At 64.3% G+C, this 19,786-nt stretch carries 17 protein-coding genes; 4 read left to right on the plus strand and 13 right to left on the minus strand.

What is annotated here, in order from left to right:
- From CAFEA_RS06890 to dapB, 8 genes are all read right to left on the minus strand, one after another.
- Positions 1-1,176, minus strand: a complete 1,176-nt coding sequence (locus CAFEA_RS06890) for a TerC family protein (RefSeq protein ID WP_063936850.1) — start codon at positions 1,174-1,176, stop codon at positions 1-3.
- A 433-nt stretch (positions 1,177-1,609) separates the two neighbouring features.
- A complete protein-coding gene (locus tag CAFEA_RS06895; protein WP_063936851.1) occupies positions 1,610-4,777 on the minus strand; it encodes a DNA translocase FtsK in 3,168 nt (1,055 codons plus the stop codon).
- A 67-nt stretch (positions 4,778-4,844) separates the two neighbouring features.
- Entirely contained in the window at positions 4,845-5,471 is a 627-nt protein-coding gene (locus tag CAFEA_RS06900; protein WP_063936852.1) for a TIGR03085 family metal-binding protein, read from the minus strand.
- Positions 5,472-5,481: 10 nt separating this feature from the next.
- Positions 5,482-5,931: a hypothetical protein gene (locus tag CAFEA_RS06905; protein WP_126857105.1), complete on the minus strand. Its 450-nt coding sequence runs from the start codon at positions 5,929-5,931 to the stop codon at positions 5,482-5,484.
- A gap of 220 nt (positions 5,932-6,151) precedes the next feature.
- Positions 6,152-8,290: a ribonuclease J gene (locus CAFEA_RS06910; protein WP_063936854.1), complete on the minus strand. Its 2,139-nt coding sequence runs from the start codon at positions 8,288-8,290 to the stop codon at positions 6,152-6,154.
- 2 nt (positions 8,291-8,292) lie between these two features.
- Positions 8,293-9,201, minus strand: coding sequence for a 4-hydroxy-tetrahydrodipicolinate synthase (dapA, locus tag CAFEA_RS06915; RefSeq protein WP_063936855.1), 909 nt, complete (start codon positions 9,199-9,201; stop codon positions 8,293-8,295).
- A gap of 36 nt (positions 9,202-9,237) precedes the next feature.
- Positions 9,238-9,870, minus strand: a complete 633-nt coding sequence (locus CAFEA_RS06920) for an FAD-dependent thymidylate synthase (protein WP_063936856.1) — start codon at positions 9,868-9,870, stop codon at positions 9,238-9,240.
- Positions 9,871-10,614, minus strand: a complete 744-nt coding sequence (gene dapB, locus CAFEA_RS06925) for a 4-hydroxy-tetrahydrodipicolinate reductase (protein ID WP_063936857.1) — start codon at positions 10,612-10,614, stop codon at positions 9,871-9,873. It lies immediately after the preceding gene.
- Positions 10,615-10,669: 55 nt separating this feature from the next.
- Here dapB and CAFEA_RS06930 point away from each other — a divergent pair, with 55 nt between their 5' ends.
- Together CAFEA_RS06930 and CAFEA_RS06935 are read left to right on the plus strand one after the other, a co-directional pair.
- Positions 10,670-11,368 (plus strand): AMIN-like domain-containing (lipo)protein, encoded by a 699-nt coding sequence (locus CAFEA_RS06930; RefSeq protein WP_156490093.1) that lies wholly within the window; start codon positions 10,670-10,672, stop codon positions 11,366-11,368.
- Positions 11,369-11,377: 9 nt separating this feature from the next.
- Positions 11,378-11,638 carry a hypothetical protein gene (locus tag CAFEA_RS06935; RefSeq protein ID WP_063936859.1) on the plus strand — a complete coding sequence of 87 codons (261 nt, stop codon included), beginning with the start codon at positions 11,378-11,380 and terminating at the stop codon, positions 11,636-11,638.
- Here the strand turns inward: CAFEA_RS06935 and CAFEA_RS06940 are convergent.
- Positions 11,635-11,898, minus strand: coding sequence for a hypothetical protein (locus CAFEA_RS06940; RefSeq protein WP_063936860.1), 264 nt, complete (start codon positions 11,896-11,898; stop codon positions 11,635-11,637). The genes CAFEA_RS06935 and CAFEA_RS06940 overlap by 4 nt on opposite strands.
- Positions 11,899-12,186: 288 nt before the next feature.
- Between CAFEA_RS06940 and CAFEA_RS06945 the strand changes: the two genes are divergently transcribed.
- Entirely contained in the window at positions 12,187-13,770 is a 1,584-nt protein-coding gene (locus CAFEA_RS06945) for a succinic semialdehyde dehydrogenase (protein WP_063936924.1), read from the plus strand.
- Between the two features lie 74 nt (positions 13,771-13,844).
- On the opposite strand, the gene CAFEA_RS06950 is transcribed toward CAFEA_RS06945, so the two are convergent.
- From CAFEA_RS06950 to CAFEA_RS06965, 4 genes are all read right to left on the minus strand, one after another.
- Complete coding sequence (locus CAFEA_RS06950) at positions 13,845-16,133, minus strand: polyribonucleotide nucleotidyltransferase (RefSeq protein WP_063936861.1); 2,289 nt, start codon at positions 16,131-16,133, stop codon at positions 13,845-13,847.
- Between the two features lie 364 nt (positions 16,134-16,497).
- Complete coding sequence (gene rpsO, locus CAFEA_RS06955; protein ID WP_034998704.1) at positions 16,498-16,767, minus strand: 30S ribosomal protein S15; 270 nt, start codon at positions 16,765-16,767, stop codon at positions 16,498-16,500.
- Between the two features lie 103 nt (positions 16,768-16,870).
- On the minus strand, positions 16,871-17,833 hold the full coding sequence (locus CAFEA_RS06960; RefSeq protein ID WP_063936862.1) for a nucleoside hydrolase: 963 nt from the start codon (positions 17,831-17,833) through the stop codon (positions 16,871-16,873).
- Complete coding sequence (locus CAFEA_RS06965; protein WP_063936863.1) at positions 17,830-18,798, minus strand: bifunctional riboflavin kinase/FAD synthetase; 969 nt, start codon at positions 18,796-18,798, stop codon at positions 17,830-17,832. Before CAFEA_RS06965 ends, CAFEA_RS06960 begins: the two co-directional genes overlap by 4 nt.
- Before the next feature lie 31 nt (positions 18,799-18,829).
- Between CAFEA_RS06965 and truB the strand changes: the two genes are divergently transcribed.
- Positions 18,830-19,723: a tRNA pseudouridine(55) synthase TruB gene (truB, locus tag CAFEA_RS06970; RefSeq protein WP_063936864.1), complete on the plus strand. Its 894-nt coding sequence runs from the start codon at positions 18,830-18,832 to the stop codon at positions 19,721-19,723.
- Positions 19,724-19,786: the final 63 nt, after the last annotated feature.

Below are 19,786 nucleotides of genomic sequence, written 5' to 3' on the forward strand. Positions count from 1 at the left end.
TTACCCCTTGCGGCCGCCACGGGCGACGTCGAGGTGCCCCGTGTCGCGCGAGCCAGTGGCGGTGTGGTCGCCCTTGCCGGAGGTGGCAGGGTCGTCGATCCACTCCACGTGGTGGCCTTCGCGGTCCACCTTGCGACGGTTGCCGTGATCGTCGTAATCGATGTGGTACTTGCCCTCCTCCGGATCCCGGCGACCGGCTTTCACCTCCGCGCGGTCCTTCATCAGCGACGCAATTGCGGTGACCGCAAGCGTGCCCACGATGACGAGCAGCGAGGCAACGGTGCCGACCTCCGGCACGTTCAAGCCCTCGCCGCCGTTGATGAACGGCAGGTTGTTCTCGTGCAGCGCGTGTAGCAGCAGCTTCACGCCGATGAAACCGAGGATGATGGCCAGGCCGTACGGCAGGTAGACCAGCTTGTCCAGCAGGCCGTTGAGCAGGAAGTACAGCTGACGCAGGCCAAGCAGCGCGAACGCATTGGCGGTGAACACCAGGAAGGATTCCTGCGTGATACCGAAAATCGCGGGAATGGAGTCGAAGGCGAACATCACGTCGATGAAACCGATGGACAGCAGCGCCACGAACAGCGGGGTGACGGCCTTCTTGCCGGCTTCCGTGGCGGACACCAGACGGTCCGAGTGGTACGACTTGGTCACCGGAATGACCTTGCGCAGCGTCTTGACCACGAACATGTCGTTCGGGTCCGGGTCTTCCTGGTCGGTGACTTCGTCGTAGACCAGCTTGATGGCGGTGTAGATGAGGAAAGCGGCGAAGATGTAGAACACCCACGCCCAGGCGGAGATGATCACAGCGCCAAGCAGAATGAATACGAGGCGGAACACCAGTGCCATGACAATGCCGATGAGCAGCACCTTCTGTTGGTACGCCCGAGGGATCTTGAACGAGCCCATGATTAGCGCGAACACGAAGAGGTTGTCGACACTCAGCGACAGCTCCGTGATGTAGCCGGTGAAGAACTGCAGCGCATGCTCACTATCCCACAGCCACCAGACGAGCCCTCCGAAGATCGCGGCCATAGTCATGTAGAACAGCGCCCAGCCGCCCGACTCTTTCATCGTCGGCTCGTGCGGGGTGCGCACGTGCGAGACGAAGTCGAAGACGAAAAATCCCAGGATCACCGCCGAGGTGATCAACCAAATGTACAAGGGCACATGCATAAGTAAGCCTCCGGTCAGCGTCACAAAATAGACCGGAGGTCTCCCCCACCGCCGTGGGCGGTCCGGACCGGGGCCATCACTTTACGACGGCACCGTGCTGACGATCCTGGACACTTCCGGGGTACTCCCCTCCAAGCGCGTTACACACTACACCACCCGGCCTACACAACGCGGCGCGGTGTGCCGACCCGCCGGTCTGCGCCGCTCCCGCGCCTCTCCGTGCCGCCCGCGCCTTTCGCGCAAATGCTTACCCCAGGATGCTTACCGCCCCAGGATGCTTACCGCCCGAGGATGCTTACTTCTAAACGCTTACTTGTCGAGATGTCCAGTGCTTCGGCAGGTGCACCACTCGATGGGTAAGCATCCTCGGGTAAGCATCTAGACCCGGTAAGCATCCTCGGGTAAGCATCTAGGGCGGTTATATGTCCGCAGCCTAGAACGCACCCCCGGTCGGGTTGTACGTTGCAGTGACAGTCCGGGTGTCGGCGTCGCCACCGGCATCGGAGCCATCCGCGCCGGAACCGTCCGCGTCACCGGCGCCGTCTTCAAGCTCGACGCCCTTCGGTGCTTCGGCGGGGTCTGCGCCCTTGATCATCCAGATGATGGTCTCCAGCTCCTCGGGCTTAACCAGCACGTCTCGGGCCTTGGAGCCTTCGGACGGTCCGACCACGCCGCGAGATTCCATCAGATCCATCAGGCGGCCGGCCTTGGCGAAGCCTATGCGCAGCTTGCGCTGCAGCATCGACGTTGAACCGAGTTGGGAGGTAACCACGAGCTCGACGGCCTCGAGCAGGTCGTCCATGTCCTTGCCGATGTCGTCATCGATGACCTTGGCTTCGGCCTGCTTATCCTCGGTGACACCCTCGACGTAGTCGGGCTCGTCCTGCTGCTCCTTCGCAGCCTCGACGACCGCCTGGATCTCCTCGTCGGAGACGAACGCGCCCTGGAGGCGCTGCGGCTTGCCGGCGCCCTGCGGGATGAACAGGCCGTCGCCCATGCCGATGAGCTTCTCGGCGCCGCCCTGGTCCAGAATGACGCGCGAGTCGGTCAGCGAGGACGTCGCAAAGGCAAGCCGCGACGGCACGTTTGTCTTGATCAGGCCGGTGACCACGTCCACGGACGGCCGCTGGGTCGCCAGCACCAGGTGGATGCCAGCCGCACGCGCCTTTTGGGTGATGCGCACGATGGATTCCTCGATCTCCTTCGGCGCCGTCATCATGAGGTCAGCCAGCTCGTCCACAACGCACACGATGAACGGGTACGGTCGCATCTCGCGCTCGGATCCCGGAGGTGCGGTCAGCTCGCCCGATTGGACCTTGCGGTTGAAGTCCTTGATGTGGCGCACGCGCGCGGACTTCATGTCCATGTAGCGCTGCTCCATCTCCTCCACCAGCCACTGCAGGGCAGCGGAGGCTTTCTTCGGCTGGGTGATGATCGGGGTGATCAGGTGCGGGATGCCCTCGTAGGGGGTCAGCTCCACCATCTTCGGGTCCACCAGGATCAGGCGGACTTCCTCCGGTGTGGCTCGCGTCAGAAGCGAGATCAGCATGGAGTTCACAAACGCGGACTTACCGGAGCCGGTGGAACCGGCCACCAGAAGGTGCGGCATCTTCTGGATCGAGGAGGCGATGAAGTCGCCCTCGATATCCTTGCCCAGTCCGATGAGCATCGGGTCGTCCTGCGAAGAGACCTTCGGCGAGTCCAGCACGTCGCGCAGCCGCACCATTTCGCGGTCTGCATTGGGAACCTCGATGCCCACGGCGGATTTGCCGGGGATCGGGGTGAGCAGGCGCACGTTGTCGGTGGCCACGGCGTAGGCGAGGTTGGATTGCAGGTTGGTGATCTTGGAGACCTTCACACCAGGCCCCAGCTCCACCTCGTAACGGGTCACTGTCGGTCCGCGGGAGAAGCCGGTGACCTGGGCGTTGACCTTGAATTCCTCGAAGACATCAGTGATCGCCTCGATCATGCGGTCGTTGGCCTCGGTGCGCGACTTCGGCGCGTTGCCTGCGAGCAGCAGTTCGGTCGACGGCAGGTTGTAGTCTCCCTGCGAGATCTTGCGTACCTGTTTCGGCGCGGCCTTTTCTGCTTCGGATTTCGGGGTGGTTGCGGGGATCTTGGAGGCGTCGATGCCGCTGCGCGCCGCGATCGCCTTGGCCATCTGCTCGCGCGAGCTGGCTACGGCGTCGGGGGCAGTTGCTTCTCGACGTCCACCCTCCGGAGCTTCCCGCTGCAGCACCTTCGTCTCGTTGACTGTCTCGTTGTCGCGCTGTGCTGGCTTCGCCTCAGCCGGTTGTGGTGCGGCCGACTTGGCCGATGCGGGCTTGGGGGCTGGTGCCGGAGCTTCCGCCGGGCGCGGGACCACGGCGGTCTCCGCAGTGTCGGCGGGCTCGGCCGCGGGCTGGTCAAAGCTGTCGTGGTCTTCGACCTCGTCGGCGAAGTCGAAGAGATCCAGCTCGTCATCGCCGTCGGCCGGGTAGCTCTCCATCGGGGTCGGGCGGCGCAGTGACGGGCGCCGAGCCGGGCGGTCCGGGCGGTCCGGGCGTGCAGCGTCGGCTGTGCGGCCACGCCCACGTCGAGAAGCTGCACGCGTCGCTGCCCCACCGGAGCCGCGATCGCGGGTGGCGCGGCGCTCGCGGCCTTCCGCGATGTCGTCCAAGTCGTCGGCGACGTGGCTGTACGGATCCAGGTCGTCGTCGGGCGTGTCCGTGTCGGACAGCATCCGAGTGACCAGGTCCTTGATGTAGTCGTACGCCTCGCGCACGGTGATTCCGGTGGTCTTCAGCGCACCGTAGACAATCACCAGGCCAAGCAGCGGGATTGCGACGAAAGAGGAGAATCCGGCTGCGAGCACCCCGCCGGTGAAGGCGCCAAGTGCGCCGCCGGCGAGTTTGCGCTCCTCCCACGCCGCAGGATTGCCGGAGAAGACGTGGATCAGGCCGAGCATGCCAATAGCGATGATGGAAAGGCCCAGCGTGACACGTGTGCGCACTGCGTCGGAGGCACGCACGTTGAGCATCAGTGCGATAGCGATGCCGACCAGGATCACCGGCAGGATCAGCGCACCCGCGCCGATGAGCCAGTGCGTGCCGGTGGAGATGACCTCTCCCACTGGGCCGGCCACGTCGAACCAGACCGAACCGCCGATGACTGCGGCGAGCCCAATGAGAAGCAAACCCCACGCGTCGGCGTGGGTCTCAAACGTGCTGTGGCCGCCGAAGCGGCTTTCCCGCCGCGGTTCGCGGTCTCGGCGATCGCCGTTCGCGGAGCTTTCGGTGCGCTCCTCTGGCATGTCCAGATCGTCCTCCCATTCCTCGTCCCAATCATCACGGCTGCGCCTGGGTCTGCGGGTGGCGGTGCCCTCGAAGTCGGACTCGTGCTTGTCGCGGCGAAAGAACGAGCCGACGCCACGGGCAGCTGCACCCAGCGAATGGCCGACGACTTTATACGCGGATCCCACGCGTTCGTCGGCGGTTTCTGCGGCCACGTTCGACGATGTCGGCGGGTGCGTCATGGACACCGGACCGCCATAGCGGGTGCCGCCTTCTGGGCGGCGCGTTGAAGACCGCGACGAGCGCGGCGCGGTGTTTTTGACAGACATGGGTGTAACTCTAACGCCTTAAGTCACATTTACACCTCACGCCACACCCGCGACGCGCAGTCAAGGGTCACATCTTGATATCGAAACCCTCGAACACCTCTACGGCACCAGTCAGTTCCACCTTGGCGGCGACGCGCCCGGACGCCCACAGCAAGAGCTCGCCGGGATCGCCCGACACGCGCAGCACGTTGTCTCCGCGCTCGGCAACCCCGGCCTTGTCGCCGATGGTCGCAGGCGGCATCGTCGGCGGAGTCAAGATCACAGGCACCGGCGCATTACGAAGCGTCAGCTTGGCAAAGCGCTTTGCCAGCGCAAACAGCTCCTCGTTGATGACTTGGGAGAACTCGCGAGGCTCAACCACTCCCCCACCCCGGCGCACGTCTTCGTGGTGAATGAAGTGCTCGGAGGTGTTCATTGCGGAGTTCAGCGGCTTGAGCCACACGGGCGGGCCAGCAGCCCACTCGCGCACGACATCTTCGTACGGGCGAGCTTTCTGCTTATCCGTCTCCTTCTCGGTGATGCCGGACAGCGCATCCACGAAGATTCCCGGGGCTGCCGCCGGCTTGAACTCCCGGATGAGCAGGTGCACTGCGAGGTCCCGGGTGGTCCAGCCTTCATTCAGCGTCGGCGCACCGGGGCCGACCTGAAGCAGCAATTTGGCGAGGCGTTCACGTTCCTTCTGCGCAAAAGACATGCACTCAAGCCTAGCTGGAAAGGTTCACTCCGGTGCCGCTGGAGAGCTGCAGTTCCAGGTTGTTGTAGCTCCTGATTAGCGGTGCGAACTGTTCGACCTTCGGGTCGAAGGTGATTACCTCTCCGAAACGGCCCCATCCGAGCTTTGTCGCCTGCTTGCCGTCCTTGTAGCACTCATTTCGTCCGCCCTTGGCATTCATGTGGCACATGACAGAGTCGCCCTCGAAGGCGCCCATCACGCGCACTCCCTGCACCTTGATGTTGCGGAAGTTCGGGTCACCGAAACGGATCACGTCGTAGAGTTTCCACGCGGATGCGTAGCCAGGCTCGTACGGCACCTCGGTGCCGGGCGGCAGGGGCCGGCCGCCGGTCCAGTCAACGTCGTCCTGTGCATGAGCGGTTGGTGCGAGTGTCACCGTGGCGGCAAGCAGTGCCGCGGCGGTTTTCGTTGCGATCTTCATGGGCCACATTGTGCACACCTGTCACAAAGGTTACTAGGGCGTGTTGCACGGTTGTTATGAAACCGTACGGTTTCCGGCTACATCTGGGAGGACCCTGACGGATCCTCAGTCACGACCTTGCCGTAGGTATCTCATACCTGTCGTATCGGAATACCCTGAAGACGCGTTAGCCCCCTCGGCTACCACGGGGTGGGCCGAAGGGGCGTCGTAAAGCAAATGCTTAGCGGGACTCGCGGGTGGACGCGATCTCGTCCTCGCTGGCGATGTGGTTGTCCGACGACATCGGCACCACAGTCGGCAGAATCACAGGCTGCCGCTTGTAGTTCTGCTCGATTGCGCGAGAGACCTTGCGGCGGATCTGCTGCACCATACGGAACGGATCGTTTTCGCCCTCGGCGGCCAGATCGCCCATGACGGCTTCAACGCCCTCGACGACTTTCTTGTTGAAGTCGCGGTCGTCGTCGCTGTAGCCCGTGGTGGACACCTGCGGTGCCTCCAGCAGGCGTCCGGTGCTGTCGTCGACCACGCAGGTGATGGACACAACGCCTCCGGACGCCAGCGAGGTGCGGTCCGCCAACACGTCCGGGTCCACGTCGCCCATGGTGGTGCCGTCAACGTAGAGCTGGCCCACCTGGTACTGACCGGCAACCTTAATGTTGCCTTTGTGCATGTCCACTACCACGCCGTTCTGGGCGAGCGCCGTGTTGTTCGGCTTGACGCCAGTGGAGATCGCCAGCTCCTTGTTGGCGCGCATGTGCCGCCACTCGCCGTGCACCGGCATCGCGTTGCGCGGACGCGCCGCGTTGTAGAGCGCGAGCAGCTCACCGGCATAGCCGTGGCCGGACGCGTGGACGTGCGCCTCAGCGTTGGTGATCACGTTCGCTCCGATCTGCGCGAGGTTGTTGATCACCGCGAACACTGCTTCCTCGTTGCCCGGAATGAGCGAGGACGAAAGGATAATCGTGTCACCGTCGTGGATGGTGATCTGGCGGTGCTCACGGCGGGACATGCGCGACAGCGCAGCCATCGGCTCACCCTGGGTGCCGGTAGTGATCAGCACCGTCTTGTGCGGCGCCATCTTCGCGGCTTCCTCGATCGGGATGATCGTGCCCTTCGGAGCCTTGAGCAGGTTCATCTTTTCCGCGATCTCCATGTTGCGCAGCATGGAACGGCCGTTGAAGGCGACCTTGCGGTTGTTGGACACAGCGGCATTGATAGCCATCTGCACGCGCGCCACGTTGGAGGCGAACGACGCGATGACCACACGCTGGCGGGCGTTGGACACCAAGCGTGTCAGCGTCTCCTCAATACCTGCCTCCGAGGCGGAGATGCCCGGAACGGTGGCGTTGGTGGAATCGCACATGAACAGGTCGATGCCCTCGTCACCGAGGCGGGCAAGCGCCGGGATGTCCGTCGGCTTGCCGTCGTATGGCGTCTGGTCCACCTTCACGTCGCCGGTCATCACAACGTGGCCCGCACCAGTCTTGATGGACACGCCCAAGCACTCCGGGATCGAGTGGTTGACGTGCCAGAAGCGCAGACGGAACGGGCCGACGGTGACCTCGGAATCCGTGTTCACGTCGTTGAGCTTCGGACGCTGGCGGTGCTCCTGCGTCTTCGCCTTGATCAGCGCGTTAGTGAACTTGGACGAGTAGATCGGAATATCGCTGCGCAGCTTGAGCAGCCACGGGATAGCGCCAATGTGGTCCTCGTGACCGTGCGTGACCACGAGTGCGTCGATCTTGTCCAGCTTGTTTTCAATCGGGCCGAAGTCCGGCAGCACGAGATCCACGCCCGGCTCGTCCGAATTCGGGAACAGCACGCCGCAGTCCACGATGAGCAAGCGGCCGTTGTACTCGAAGACCGTCATGTTGCGGCCGATTTCGGAAATGCCGCCGAGCGCGTAGATGCGAAGCGTGTCCTTCGCTGGCTTCGACGGTGCGGGCAGGCGCTTGGTCAGATCGGCGCCCTGCATCGACTTCATCGGGTTGCGGCGGCCGCCGCCCTGGCCCCCGCCGTTGCCGCCACGGCCACGGCGACGACGGTTGCGGTTGCTGCCACCGCCGTTGCCGTTGCCCTTATTGTTGTCGCGGTCTTCGCCACCACGGCCACCGCGGGCGTTGCCGCCACGGTTGTTGTTGCCGCCGTTGCCGTTATTGCCGTTGCCACCATCGCGGCCGCCACGGCCGTTGCCGCCGTTATTGCCGTTGTTTCCACCGTCGCGCTCAGCTGGCGCGTCATTGCCGCCGCCGTTTGCAGGAGCGTCGCTCGGTGCCTGGAATACCGGCTGCTGTTCGGTTGCCTCCGGCGGCCCAGCCTTACGCGTCACCTTGCGTGCGCGGTTGCGGGGTTCATTCATATTTATAGGACTCCAGCCTGTGTCATTTCTTCGCGGAGCCGCTCGACCTGCTCATCCGTCGCCGCAGCGACCGGCAGGCGCGGGTCTCCTACTTCGATGCCCTGCAGTCGCAGAGCTGCCTTTGCAAATGTCACGCCGCCCAGCGCGCCCTGTTGGCGCGCGAGCACGTTGAGTGTGTTGGCGTTGATTTCCCGTGCGCGGGCGAGATCGCCGGTCTCGTAAGTAGTCACTAGTTCACGCAGTGCCTTCGGTGCGGCATGCCCCACCACAGAGATCATTCCAGTCGCGCCGACGGCGAGCCACGGCAGGTTCAAGGGATCGTCACCCGAGTACCAGGCCAGCCCGGTCTCCTGGATCAGCGTGGACGCTTCAAGGAAGTCGCCCTTTGCGTCCTTCACCGCTTGGATCGTGTCCACTTCCGCAAGCTTGCGGATGGTGCCGGAATCGATCGGAATGCCGGAGCGGCCGGGGATGTCGTACAGGCAGACAGGAAGATCGGTCGCTTCCGCAACTGCACGGAAGTGCGCCTCCACCCCTGCCTGGGACGGCTTTGAGTAGTACGGCGTGACAACCAGCAGGCCGTCAGCGCCGGCCTCCGCGGCCGATTTCGCCATTGCCGCCGCATGGCGGGTGTCGTTGGACCCCGCGCCTGCGATGATGTGGGCTTTGTCCCCTACCTCTTCGCGCACTGCCTTGAGCAGCGCGACCTTCTCTTCGTCGGTGGTTGTCGGGGATTCGCCCGTTGTGCCTGCGAGCACTAGTGCGTCGATTCCTTGTTCTACCAAGTGGGCAGCGAGATCGCGGCCTGCCACAACGTCTAGTTCGCCGTCGGAATCAAACGGCGTGACCATTGCTACGCAGACGGAGCCGAAGATGTCGGCTCCCAGATCAGCTTTGAGAGATGTGCCCATGGCCCACTAGGATACCTGCCTCCCGGAAGCAATTGCTTATCGACGTTCCCCTTCGGCCAAATCGCCGAAAAGCAGCGGCGCCTCGCGCTGCATGACCTCGAGCACCGCAAGGGCGAGCTGCCGGATCTCTTCGTGCTGGAACCTGCCATTGTGCGCGGCGATGAATTTGCGCCATGCCCGGTAGGTGCCGGTGGCGACCAACTCAGTCGCGGCGGCGGCAGGCACAAGCGCGTCGGCTGCCTCGCGCGAGCGCTTGCGCCTTAAGAGCGCGTTTGGCTCGCCAGCCATCGCCTCCTCCAACGCGTGCAACAGCTCGCCGCGGACAAACTCCGCTTCCTCCACGGCAGCCTCAAACAGCCGTGTCAGCTCCTCGTCGGCGGCAATCGCGGCCGGTATCACCGCGCCGTTTGCCGCGCGCTCGCTGACCGCCAGGCCGTGCCCCCGGACCGCGGCGGCCGCGTCGCGCGAGATACCCCGGATATGCAAGGTGGCGCTGGCGTGTTCCAGCATGTGCGCGCGAGAATCGGCGAGGTCGTCGGCGTGGCGGCGAAGGAGGGCGGCCGGAGGTTCGTCGCTAAGCAAGGCGTAGGCAACCACACCCTCCCCTTTGGTGACGCCCTCTGCCACTGGGACCCGCAGTGCGGTGGCTGCGATGAGTTCAACCTGCATTTACAGCCCGAGGTAGGCGTCGAGGCCGATGGTCAGGCCCGGACGGTTCGCCACCTCGCGCACGCCGGTGAGCACGCCGGGGACGAAAGATTCGCGGCCGTAGGAGTCCTGGCGAATTGTCAGGGACTGCTCGGTGGTGCCGAAGATGACCTCTTCGTGCGCGACCATGCCCTTCATGCGCACCGCATGCACCGGAACGCCATCGATGCTCGCGCCGCGCGAGCCGTCGAGCGCCTGCTCGGTGGCATCCGGCATCTCAGTCAGGCCAGCTTCTTTACGCGCATCCGCGATCCCCTGAGCGGTCTTGACCGCCGTGCCGCTAGGCGCGTCGAGTTTGTTCGGGTGATGGAGCTCCACTACCTCCGCCGACTCGAAGAACGGCGCTGCCTGGCGGGCAAACGCCATAGTCAGCACCGCAGAGATGGCGAAGTTCGGAGCGATGAGTACTCCGACGCCCTCGTTTGCCGCGCACCAGTCGCGGACCTTCTGGTAGCGCTCGTCGTCGAAGCCGGTGGTGCCCACCACGCAGTGGATGCCGTTATTGATGCAGAACTCCAGGTTGTCCATCACCGCGTTCGGGGTGGTGAAGTCGACGATGACGTCCACGCCTTCATTCACCAGCACCTGCAGCGAATCGCCAGCACTCACCTTGGCGGCGAGCTGCAGGTCATCAGCCTTTTCCACACCGGCAACAACGGCGGAGCCGACCTTGCCGGCCGCTCCGAGCACTCCAACTTTGATCATGGGTGTCCTTTCTGTTTGTCTCCGGTGGCCATGGTAGCCCCGCTAGGGTGGGGCTATGACACTCCACAGCCGCAAGTTCAGCCCCACCCGCAGCCGAGCTCTTTGTGCAGCGCTCGCAGTGACCGCTCTGACCGTTGCGGGCTGCGGAGCCGAGACGGGAGACACGGAGCCGTCTGTAGAGCCCGAGACCAGATCAGTGACGACCTCCGCCGCGAGCTCCACTGCACCGGCGTCCACTTCCGCGGCCGCAGACAACACGACAGAGGCGGACACCAAGGACGTCTCCGCAGCGGCAGCCCCGGCAGGCGCACAGTCCGCCACCCAGTTCACCCTGGAAGACACCCACCTGCAGAACCCTGGCCACCCCGAGCTGCAGATCGAAGACGTCCGGGCCGGCTCCCACGAAGGCGTCGACCGCGTCGTGGTGGAGCTATCCGGCACCGGCATACCGAACGTGTTGGCCGGCTACACCGCCGACCCGCGCCAGCAGGCCTCCGGACTTCCGCTTGTGCCCGCCGGCAACGCGTACTTCGAGCTGATTATCCAAGGCGTGCCGTGGTCGATGGGCCTAAGCGATGCCGATTTGGCCAAGGCCGACCCCGCCGGAGTGGCGGCTGGCGGCATCCAGGAGATCGCCGACGGCGGAATCTTCGAAGCGGACGCCCAGTACATCGTGGGCCTTAACGCTCAGCGTCCGTACAACCTGTACCTGTTGGAGAACCCGACCCGCGTGGTCGTGGACTTTCAGAAGTAGGAGGCAACAGTGAGTCTGATTTCCTGGCTCGGACTCGTTTTCGTGGCGTTTCTTGCCATCGGCGGCATCGTGGCCCTGGGCAACACGGCCAAGGAAATCCACGAAAGCGACATGGACGAGGACTCCAAGCGCCGGTGGGGTTTCCTCATGGGGTTTTCGCCCCTGGCCGGGCTGTACGCCTACAAGAGGCGGAATGAACTGTTCGGCCACAGCGAGCGGCCAGCGGATGAGCACAGCGACAATCCGGAACGCAACCGCGGCTCCCGCTAGTTTCTAATTGCGGTCAGTGTGAACGACGGTGCGCGGAACTGCTGACTATGCAGACTCACAAGCTTTAGGGTTGCGTTGTTGAGCGCTACATTGTCCATGACCATGTCCGGCACAGCCACATTTGGCACCGGGCGCGCGTCCGGGATGCCGAGCTGCTGGAGGACAGCGCCGAGATCGCCATTTAAATCCACCGTGACGGGCACCGTCGGCACCCCGGCTACCACGGGCGTTGCGGTGATGCCCGTTACCTCGATACGCACAGGGCCTCGGGAGAGTCGTGTTTCAACTGGACCTGTTGTCAGGTTCCCAAGCCCCGGAAGCCCCGGCAGGTCCAAAGAGAGGTTTCGCGCAACAAGCTCGTCTCCAGTGAGGATGAGTGTGCACGTTGCCCTTCAGCTCCACGTGCTCCCCGCGCGGCAGTCTTTTTCACACTAATGCGCCCCATGGATTCACCTTTCCTGCACGGGAACTCGCGGGGCCGTCAAAGCGGAACTCCACTGATAATCCGCCAAACCCTACCACGGCGAATGCAGCCTAAGCTCGTCTCCATGCTCCCCAAACGGCTCAATGAAGCAGCACTGCCAACACCCTTCGTAGATGAACTGCTCGCACTCACCACCAACCACACCACCGGTTCGCTCGCCTCCGGAGACTGCACCGTGGTCCGTTCCCCCTTCGTTGAGGACGCCCTCGGCGCTGTCGGCAACGGCACAGAGGCGGATGTGGACGAAGCGTTCCGGATCGCCCGCTCTGCGCAAAAGGACTGGGCCGCGAAACCCGTGGCGGACCGCGTGAAGGTCATGGAGCAATTCCACAAGAGTGTTGTTAAACGCCAGGACCTGCTGGCGGATCTGGTGCAGCTGGAGACAGGAAAAGACCGCACCGCGGCGTTTGATGAGGTGCTGGACGTGCTCAACAACGCCCGCTACTACGCCAACAACGCAGCCGGTTTTCTGTCCACCAAGCGACGCGCCGGCGCATTTCCGGTGATCACCTCTACCAAGGAGCAGCGCTTCCCCAAGGGCGTGGTGGGCCAGATCAGCCCGTGGAACTACCCGCTCGCGCTTGGGGTCTCCGACGCTATCCCCGCACTGTTGGCTGGTAACGCCGTGGTGGCGAAGCCGGATTCCACCACCCCGTTTTCTGCCATCATCGCCAAGAAGTTACTCACAAACGCGGGCCTTCCGCACGACGTGTTCCAAATTGTCACCGGTTCCGGAAAGGTTGTCGGCCAGGCGATTGCCCAACAGTGCGACTACCTCATGTTCACCGGCTCCACCGCCACCGGCAAGCTCTTGGGCAAGGTTGTCGGCGAACGCCTCGTGGGCTACTCCGCCGAGCTGGGCGGCAAGAACCCGATGATCATCGCGCCGGACGCCGACATCGAAGCCCACATCGACACGATCGCCACCGCCTGCTTCTCCAATTCCGGCCAGCTGTGTGTCTCCATCGAGCGCATCTACGTGCCTGACGAGGTCTTCGACCGCTTCATCGGCGCGTTCAGCGAGGCCACCAAACGCATCAAACTGGGTTCAGGCCTGAATTGGAACTACCAGATGGGCTCGCTGATCAACCAGAACCAGTTGGACACCGTGCAACGGTTCGTCGATGACGCCGTGGCAAAGGGCGCGACCGTCGTCTCCGGCGGCACACCCCGCCCTGACCTTGGGCCGTTCTTCTTCGAGCCGACGGTGCTCACAGATGTCAGCGAGGACGCCGACCTGCTCACCCAAGAGGTCTTCGGCCCGGTCGTCTACGTCCAGCGCGTCGCAGACACCGAGGAGGCGATCCGCCTGGCCAACAGCACCAACTACGGCCTCAATGCCTCTGTCTTCGGCGCCCCGGATACAGCGTGGGAGATCGCCGAGCAGGTTCACGCAGGCGGCGTGACCATCAACGACGGCTACGCGGCGACCTGGGCATCCGTGTCCACCCCGCTCGGCGGCGTGAAGGAATCGGGCGTGGCCCGCCGCCACGGCCCCGAAGGGCTGACCAAGTACACCGAGGTCAAAAACATCTCCCAGCAGCGGATCATGCCCATGCGCGGCCCCAAACAGATGCCGCGCAGGTACTACGGCGAGCTCATGACTACTGCGCTCGATCTGGGCAAGAAGTTGCGGTTCTTGCCGTGACGTGAAGCGTCGACAAGCAAGAAAGCGGGTGCTCTCACCTCGAGAGCACCCGCTTTTCGACGATTACCTGACGGTTACTCGCCGTCCTCGACCGGAACCAACGAGATCTTGCCGCGGTTGTCGATGTCGCGGATCTCCACCTCGACCTTGTCGCCGACGTTGATGACGTCCTCGACGTTTTCCACGCGGGTGTTGCCGCCCAGGTTGGAGATGTGGATCAGGCCGTCAGTGCCCGGCATGATGGACACGAACGCGCCAAACGCCACGGTCTTGACCACGGTGCCGAGGTAGCGCTCGCCCACCTTCGGCATCTGCGGGTTGGCAATGGCGTTGATCTTCTCGATCGCGGCGTCCGCTGCCTCGCCGGATGCGGCGGAGACGAACACGGTGCCGTCGTCCTCGATGGAGATCTCGGCGCCGGTGTCCTCGGTGATCTGGTTGATGGTCTTGCCCTTCGGGCCGATGACCTCGCCGATCTTGGCCACGGGGACCTTCACGGTGGTGATCTTCGGAGCGAGCGAGTTCATCTCGTCCGGGCCCTCGATGACCTCTGCCATGGTGTCCAGGATGGCGTCGCGCGCGTCGCGGGCCTGGTTCAGGGCGTCTGCCAGCACCTTCGACGGGATGCCGTCGAGCTTGGTGTCCAGCTGCAACGCGGTGATGAACTCGCGGGTGCCGGCAACCTTGAAGTCCATGTCGCCGAACGCGTCCTCCGCACCGAGGATGTCGGTCAGCGCGACGTACTCGGTTTCACCGTTGACCTCGCCGGAGACCAGGCCCATGGCGATGCCGGCCACCGGGGCGGCCAGCGGCACACCCGCGTTGTACAGCGACAGCGTGGAGGCGCACACCGAGCCCATGGAGGTCGAGCCGTTGGAGCCCAGCGCTTCGGAGACCTGGCGGATGGTGTACGGGAAGTCCTCCCGCGACGGGATCACCGGCAACAGCGCGCGCTCCGCGAGTGCACCGTGGCCGATCTCGCGGCGCTTCGGGGAGCCGACGCGGCCGGTCTCGCCGGTGGAGTACGGCGGGAAGTTGTAGTGGTGGATGTAACGCTTGGAATCCTCCGGGTGCAAAGAATCCAGGTGCTGCTCCATCTTCAGCATGTCCAGGGTGGTCACGCCCAGGATCTGGGTCTCTCCGCGCTCGAACAGGGCGGAGCCGTGGGCGCGCGGGATGAGCTCGACCTCGACCTCGAGGTCGCGGATGTCGGTCACGCCGCGGCCGTCGATGCGGAAGCCCTCGGCGAGGATCTTCTCACGCACGATCTGCTTCATCAACGCGTTGTAGGCCGCGCGGATCTCCTTCGACGCCGCCGCGTACTCCTCGCGGTCATCATCGTCGATGTCGAAGTCCTCGAGGAGGCTGTCCTCGATGTCTTCCATGTACTCGTTGGTGGCCTCGTCGCGCTCGGCCTTGCCCTTGATAGTCAGCAGCTTGGCCAGCTTCTTGGACGCCTTCTTCTCCACGGCGTTGAAGACCTTGTCGGAGTACGCCGGGAAGAGCGGAAACTCCTTGGTCTCCTTGGCCATCTCGTCGGCCAGGCCGCGCTGGGCGCGGCACAGCGTCTCAACGAACGGCTTAGCGGCCTCGATGCCCTCGGCGACGGTGGACTCGGTTGGTGCTGGGTAGCCAGCCTCGATCTGCTTGACCACGTTCACGCCGGCGCCAGCCTCCACCATCATGATGGCGACGTCTTCTTCGGTCTTGCGGCCGCGCTTGCGCTCGACCATGCGGCCGGCGACAACCATCTCGAACAGGCAGCGCTCGTGCTGCTCGTGGTTCGGCAAGGCCACCCACTGACCCTCCGGGTGCTTGTCGTCTGCCAGCAGCGCCATGCGCACGCCGCCGACCGGGCCGGAAACCGGCAGGCCGGACAGCTGGGTCGCGGCGGATGCGCCGTTGATGGCAACAACGTCGTAGTACTCCTCCGGGTGCTGCGACATCACGGTGATGACAACCTGCACCTCGTTGCGCAGCCCCTTGACGAAGGTTGGGCGCAGCGGGCGGTCAATGAGACGGCAAGCCAAGATCGCCTGCGTGGAGGGGCGGCCCTCGCGGCGGAAGAAGGATCCCGGGATCTTGCCGGCGGCGTACATGCGCTCTTCCACGTCCACGGTCAGCGGGAAGAAGTCGAAGCCCTCGCGCGGCTGGTTGGATGCGGTGGTGGTGGCCAGCATCATCGTCTCGTCGTCGAGGTAGGTGGTCACGGAGCCGTCCGCTTGACGTGCCAGCTGCCCCGTTTCAAAACGAATGGTGCGCGAGCCGAAGTCGCCGTTGTCCAGGGTGGCTACTGCCTCGGTGATGCCGAACTCCTCGTCCACGTGGACGTCGTACGAGTTCTGTGGCGTGAATTTACTCAAAAGGATCCCTCTCCTTGAAGGTTCGTGGCGATCATCGGTGCCGCCTGGTCGTGTTTCTCATGCAACGGCCAATGATGATAACAAAAAATCGGCGCTGATCACGCCGAACCACCCCGGCGGCCCCGTGCGGATTTGTTCACGGCGCCGCAGCGGAGCAGTGAATTTGTTGCCTCGTAGTTGCCGAATTGTTCACTCTGCCCAGGTTGGGTGTTCGAATAGTGCGGGATCATTCATCGCGCCGTGAACAATTCTGCGCATGGCCGCCAACGAGGACCCAGCCCGGCTCACCCCAGCGCAACCCAGTTCAACGCCGCACGAAAAAACGCCCCACCACGTTGGGTGAGGCGTGCTTCCAGGCGCGTGATTAACGACGCAGGCCCAGGCGACCGATCAGGTCACGGTAGCGCTCGACGTTGTTCTCGCGCAGGTACTTCAGCAGACCGCGACGACGGCCGACGAGCAGCAGCAGGCCACGACGGGAGTGGTGGTCGTGCTGGTGGTCCTTGAGGTGCTCGGTCAGGTTGTTGATGCGCTCGGTGAGCAGCGCAACCTGTGCCTCCGGAGAGCCGGTGTCGGTCTCGTGCAGGCCGTAGTTCTTGAGGATCTCGCTCTTCTTCTCAGTGGACAGTGCCATGAGGTACTCCTTGGTTGTTTCAGTTCGCGTTCTACGGAAAAAGTCTTTGCTGCGCCGTGACTGCCGCGAACCACAGTCGAGTGGCGCAAGACCTCGCAAGAGGTTACACGACCGGGGTTGCCTGAGCCAAAACGCTCAACCGCTGCATGAACTCCTGCAAAAAGCCCGTCGTGTCTACTCGCACGGCCACTGCGGCGTGCTTGTCTGGGTCGTTGAGCCGGGCCTCGTCGCCGATGGTGCGCCCGCGCGTTTCGCCTTCCGTGTCCACCTTCATGTTGACGCCCAGCGTGTCCACCAGGCCCGGGTTGATCGCCGCCGCTACCGCCAGCGGGTCGTGCAGACCGCAACCGCCCAGGTGCGGCGAGGTGGTTTTGTATGCGTCGATGTAGTAGTTCGTGATGTCCGCCAAGAACGCGCCACCGGCTGTGCCCAGCTCGGCCCACTTCGTGGTCTCCGCAGTAGTCAGCAGCGTTTGGAGGGTCACGTCCAAGCCGATCATGGTGACGTTGCGCAGACTGCGGAACATCAGGTCGGTCGCCTCCGGGTCCTGGTGGATGTTCGCCTCCGACCACGCCGTGACGTTGCCCGGCACGGTCAGCGCACCGCCCATCATCACAATCTGCGCGCCGTCGCGGAACACGTTTGACACCTCGATCGCGGCGGCGATTGTGGTGGACGGGCCGGTGGGCACGATCACCAGTTCGTCGCCGTACTTGTGCACCGAATCAACCAAAAAATCCACCGCGGAAGTCTGCTCAACCTGGCGGGCGGCATCCGGGATCTCAACCTCGCCAATGCCGTTTTGGCCGTGGATGAACGCGGAGATCTCCTGGACTTCAAACGAGTCCTTGGCGCGCGCGTGGCCCGGGCCTTCGAACACTGGCACGTCCGTGCGGCCGAACAGCTCCAGAATTGCCAGGGTGTTGCGGACGGATTGCTCAACCACGACGTTACCGTAGGTGCAGGTCACGCCGATAAGTTCGACTTCCGGCGAGGCGAGCGCGTACGCGAGAGCCAGGGCATCGTCGATGCCGGTGTCCAAATCCAGGATCAGCTTGGGGGTCATGCCCCGAGAATATCGCGGGTGCGGGAAACGTCGCGGGACATGTGTTCCAAAAGCTCGTCCACGGAGTTGAACTTGAGCATGTCGCGGACTTTTTCCACGAATTCCACGCGCGCCATGCGCCCGTACAGGTCCGCGTCGCGGTCCAGCACGAAGGACTCCACGCTGCGTCGCGCGTCGCCGAACGTGGGGTTGGTGCCCACGGAAATCGCCGCAGGGTAGCGCACGCCGGGTTCCATGTCGCCGTCGATTTCGCCGTCGTCGATGATGGTCAGCCAGCCGGCGTACACGCCGTCCGCGGGCACTGCGGAGGTGTCTGAGGCGTACTGGTTCGCCGTGGGGTAGCCCAGCTCCCTGCCGCCGCGGCCCGCGCCGCGCTCAATCGGGGCGATGACGGAAAACGGCCGGCCCATGAAGTCTGTGGCCAGGGCGACGTCGCCGCCGGAAAGATGGTCGCGGATGGCAGTGGAACAAATCCGCACTTCGCCCTCGCCCAGCAGTTTGACGATGGTCACGTCCACGCCCGCCCGCTCCCCGAGCTGCGCCATGTCGGTGGCGGTGCCGGCGGCGTCGCGTCCGAAGGTGAAGTTCTCCCCCACCAGCACGTGCTTCGCGCCCAGGGTGGAAACCAACACGTCGTCCATGTACTCCGCAGGCGTCAGGCCGGCCAGTTCTTCACGGAAATCGATGACCACAAGCTCGTCCACGCCCAGGTCGGCGATGTGGCGGGCGCGCTCGTCGAGAGGCATCAGCGCCCGAGGCGCGCGCTCCGGAGCGAAAATGGTCACGGGGTGCGGGTCGAAGGTCATCACAACGCACGGCACGCCGAGTTCGCGAGCGGTGTCCACCGCTTTGGAAATGAGCAGCTGGTGGCCCCGGTGCACTCCGTCGAACACACCGATAGTGACTACCGTGCCGGTTTCCGCGAAGGAATCCGGCACACTCGAAAGCCCGCGCAGAATATCCACGGGGACTTAGGGTACGGCATAATCGCGAGACATGAACGATCCCCTCGCCACTTCCGGAATCGTCGTCGTGGACAAGCCCGCTGGCATGACCAGCCACGACGTTGTCGCACGCCTGCGCCGCTTCTTCGGCACCCGCAAAGTCGGCCACGCAGGCACGCTCGACCCCATGGCAACCGGTGTCCTGGTGGCGGGCATCGAGCGCGGCACGAAGCTTCTGGCCCACCTCGTGGCCGAGGACAAGGTGTACGAAACCACCATCCGCCTGGGCGCGTCGACGACAACGGATGATGCCGAAGGCGCAACCGTCGATACGCATGATGCTTCCGGGGTCACAGATGAGGCGATCCGCGCTGAGGTGGCAAAGCTGACCGGCACGATCATGCAGGTGCCGTCGAAGGTGTCCGCGATCAAGATCGACGGGCGGCGCGCGCATGAGCTCGTGCGCGCCGGCGAGGAGGTGGACATCCCCGCGCGCGAGGTGACCATCCACGCCTTCGACCTCGGCGAGATCCGCCGCGACGGCGAGTTCGTGGACGTCGACGCGCGCGTGCACTGCTCTTCCGGCACCTACATCCGCTCGCTCGGGCGCGACCTGGGTGCTGCCTTAGGTGTCGGGGGGCATTTGATTGCCTTACGACGCGCCCGTGTCGGCGCATTCTCCCTCACCGATGCACGCACCCTGGAGCAGCTCGAGAATTCCGCCGAGCTGTCGCTGAGCCTGGACGACGCCTTGATTCGCGTGTGGCCGGTCCTCAACGTGACAGCAGACGAATACGACGCCCTGGCCATGGGCAAGTGGCTGGAGCCGCGCGGGCTCAAGGGCGTCCACGCGGCGGTGGGTCCGGATGGGCGCGCGGTGGCGCTTGTGAAGGAGAAGGGCAAACGCCTCGCCACAGTGTTCGTCGCACGCCCCTCGACGCTGTAGGGGCCCGCCCTGCCCCGTCTTGCCCCGCCCTGCCCTGCCCTCGGTGCACAAACCCTGGGATCG

The sequence above is a fragment of the Corynebacterium afermentans subsp. afermentans genome, assembly GCF_030408355.1.
Taxonomy (GTDB): Bacteria; Actinomycetota; Actinomycetes; order Mycobacteriales; family Mycobacteriaceae; genus Corynebacterium; species Corynebacterium afermentans.

Bases quoted from the DNA above. Each gene is read 5' to 3' on its own strand.
- CAFEA_RS06910 (WP_063936854.1), bottom strand. From the start codon at position 8,290: ATGAATGAACCCCGCAACCGCGCACGCAAGGTGACGCGTAAGGCTGGG.
- dapA (WP_063936855.1), bottom strand. From the start codon at position 9,201: ATGGGCACATCTCTCAAAGCTGATCTGGGAGCCGACATCTTCGGCTCC.
- CAFEA_RS06920 (WP_063936856.1), bottom strand. From the start codon at position 9,870: ATGCAGGTTGAACTCATCGCAGCCACCGCACTGCGGGTCCCAGTGGCA.
- truB (WP_063936864.1), top strand. From the start codon at position 18,830: ATGAACGATCCCCTCGCCACTTCCGGAATCGTCGTCGTGGACAAGCCC.
- CAFEA_RS06930 (WP_156490093.1), top strand. From the start codon at position 10,670: ATGACACTCCACAGCCGCAAGTTCAGCCCCACCCGCAGCCGAGCTCTT.
- CAFEA_RS06900 (WP_063936852.1), bottom strand. From the start codon at position 5,471: ATGTCTTTTGCGCAGAAGGAACGTGAACGCCTCGCCAAATTGCTGCTT.
- CAFEA_RS06905 (WP_126857105.1), bottom strand. From the start codon at position 5,931: ATGAAGATCGCAACGAAAACCGCCGCGGCACTGCTTGCCGCCACGGTG.
- rpsO (WP_034998704.1), bottom strand. From the start codon at position 16,767: ATGGCACTGTCCACTGAGAAGAAGAGCGAGATCCTCAAGAACTACGGC.
- dapB (WP_063936857.1), bottom strand. From the start codon at position 10,614: ATGATCAAAGTTGGAGTGCTCGGAGCGGCCGGCAAGGTCGGCTCCGCC.
- CAFEA_RS06945 (WP_063936924.1), top strand. From the start codon at position 12,187: ATGCTCCCCAAACGGCTCAATGAAGCAGCACTGCCAACACCCTTCGTA.
- CAFEA_RS06895 (WP_063936851.1), bottom strand. From the start codon at position 4,777: ATGTCTGTCAAAAACACCGCGCCGCGCTCGTCGCGGTCTTCAACGCGC.
- CAFEA_RS06960 (WP_063936862.1), bottom strand. From the start codon at position 17,833: ATGACCCCCAAGCTGATCCTGGATTTGGACACCGGCATCGACGATGCC.
- CAFEA_RS06890 (WP_063936850.1), bottom strand. From the start codon at position 1,176: ATGCATGTGCCCTTGTACATTTGGTTGATCACCTCGGCGGTGATCCTG.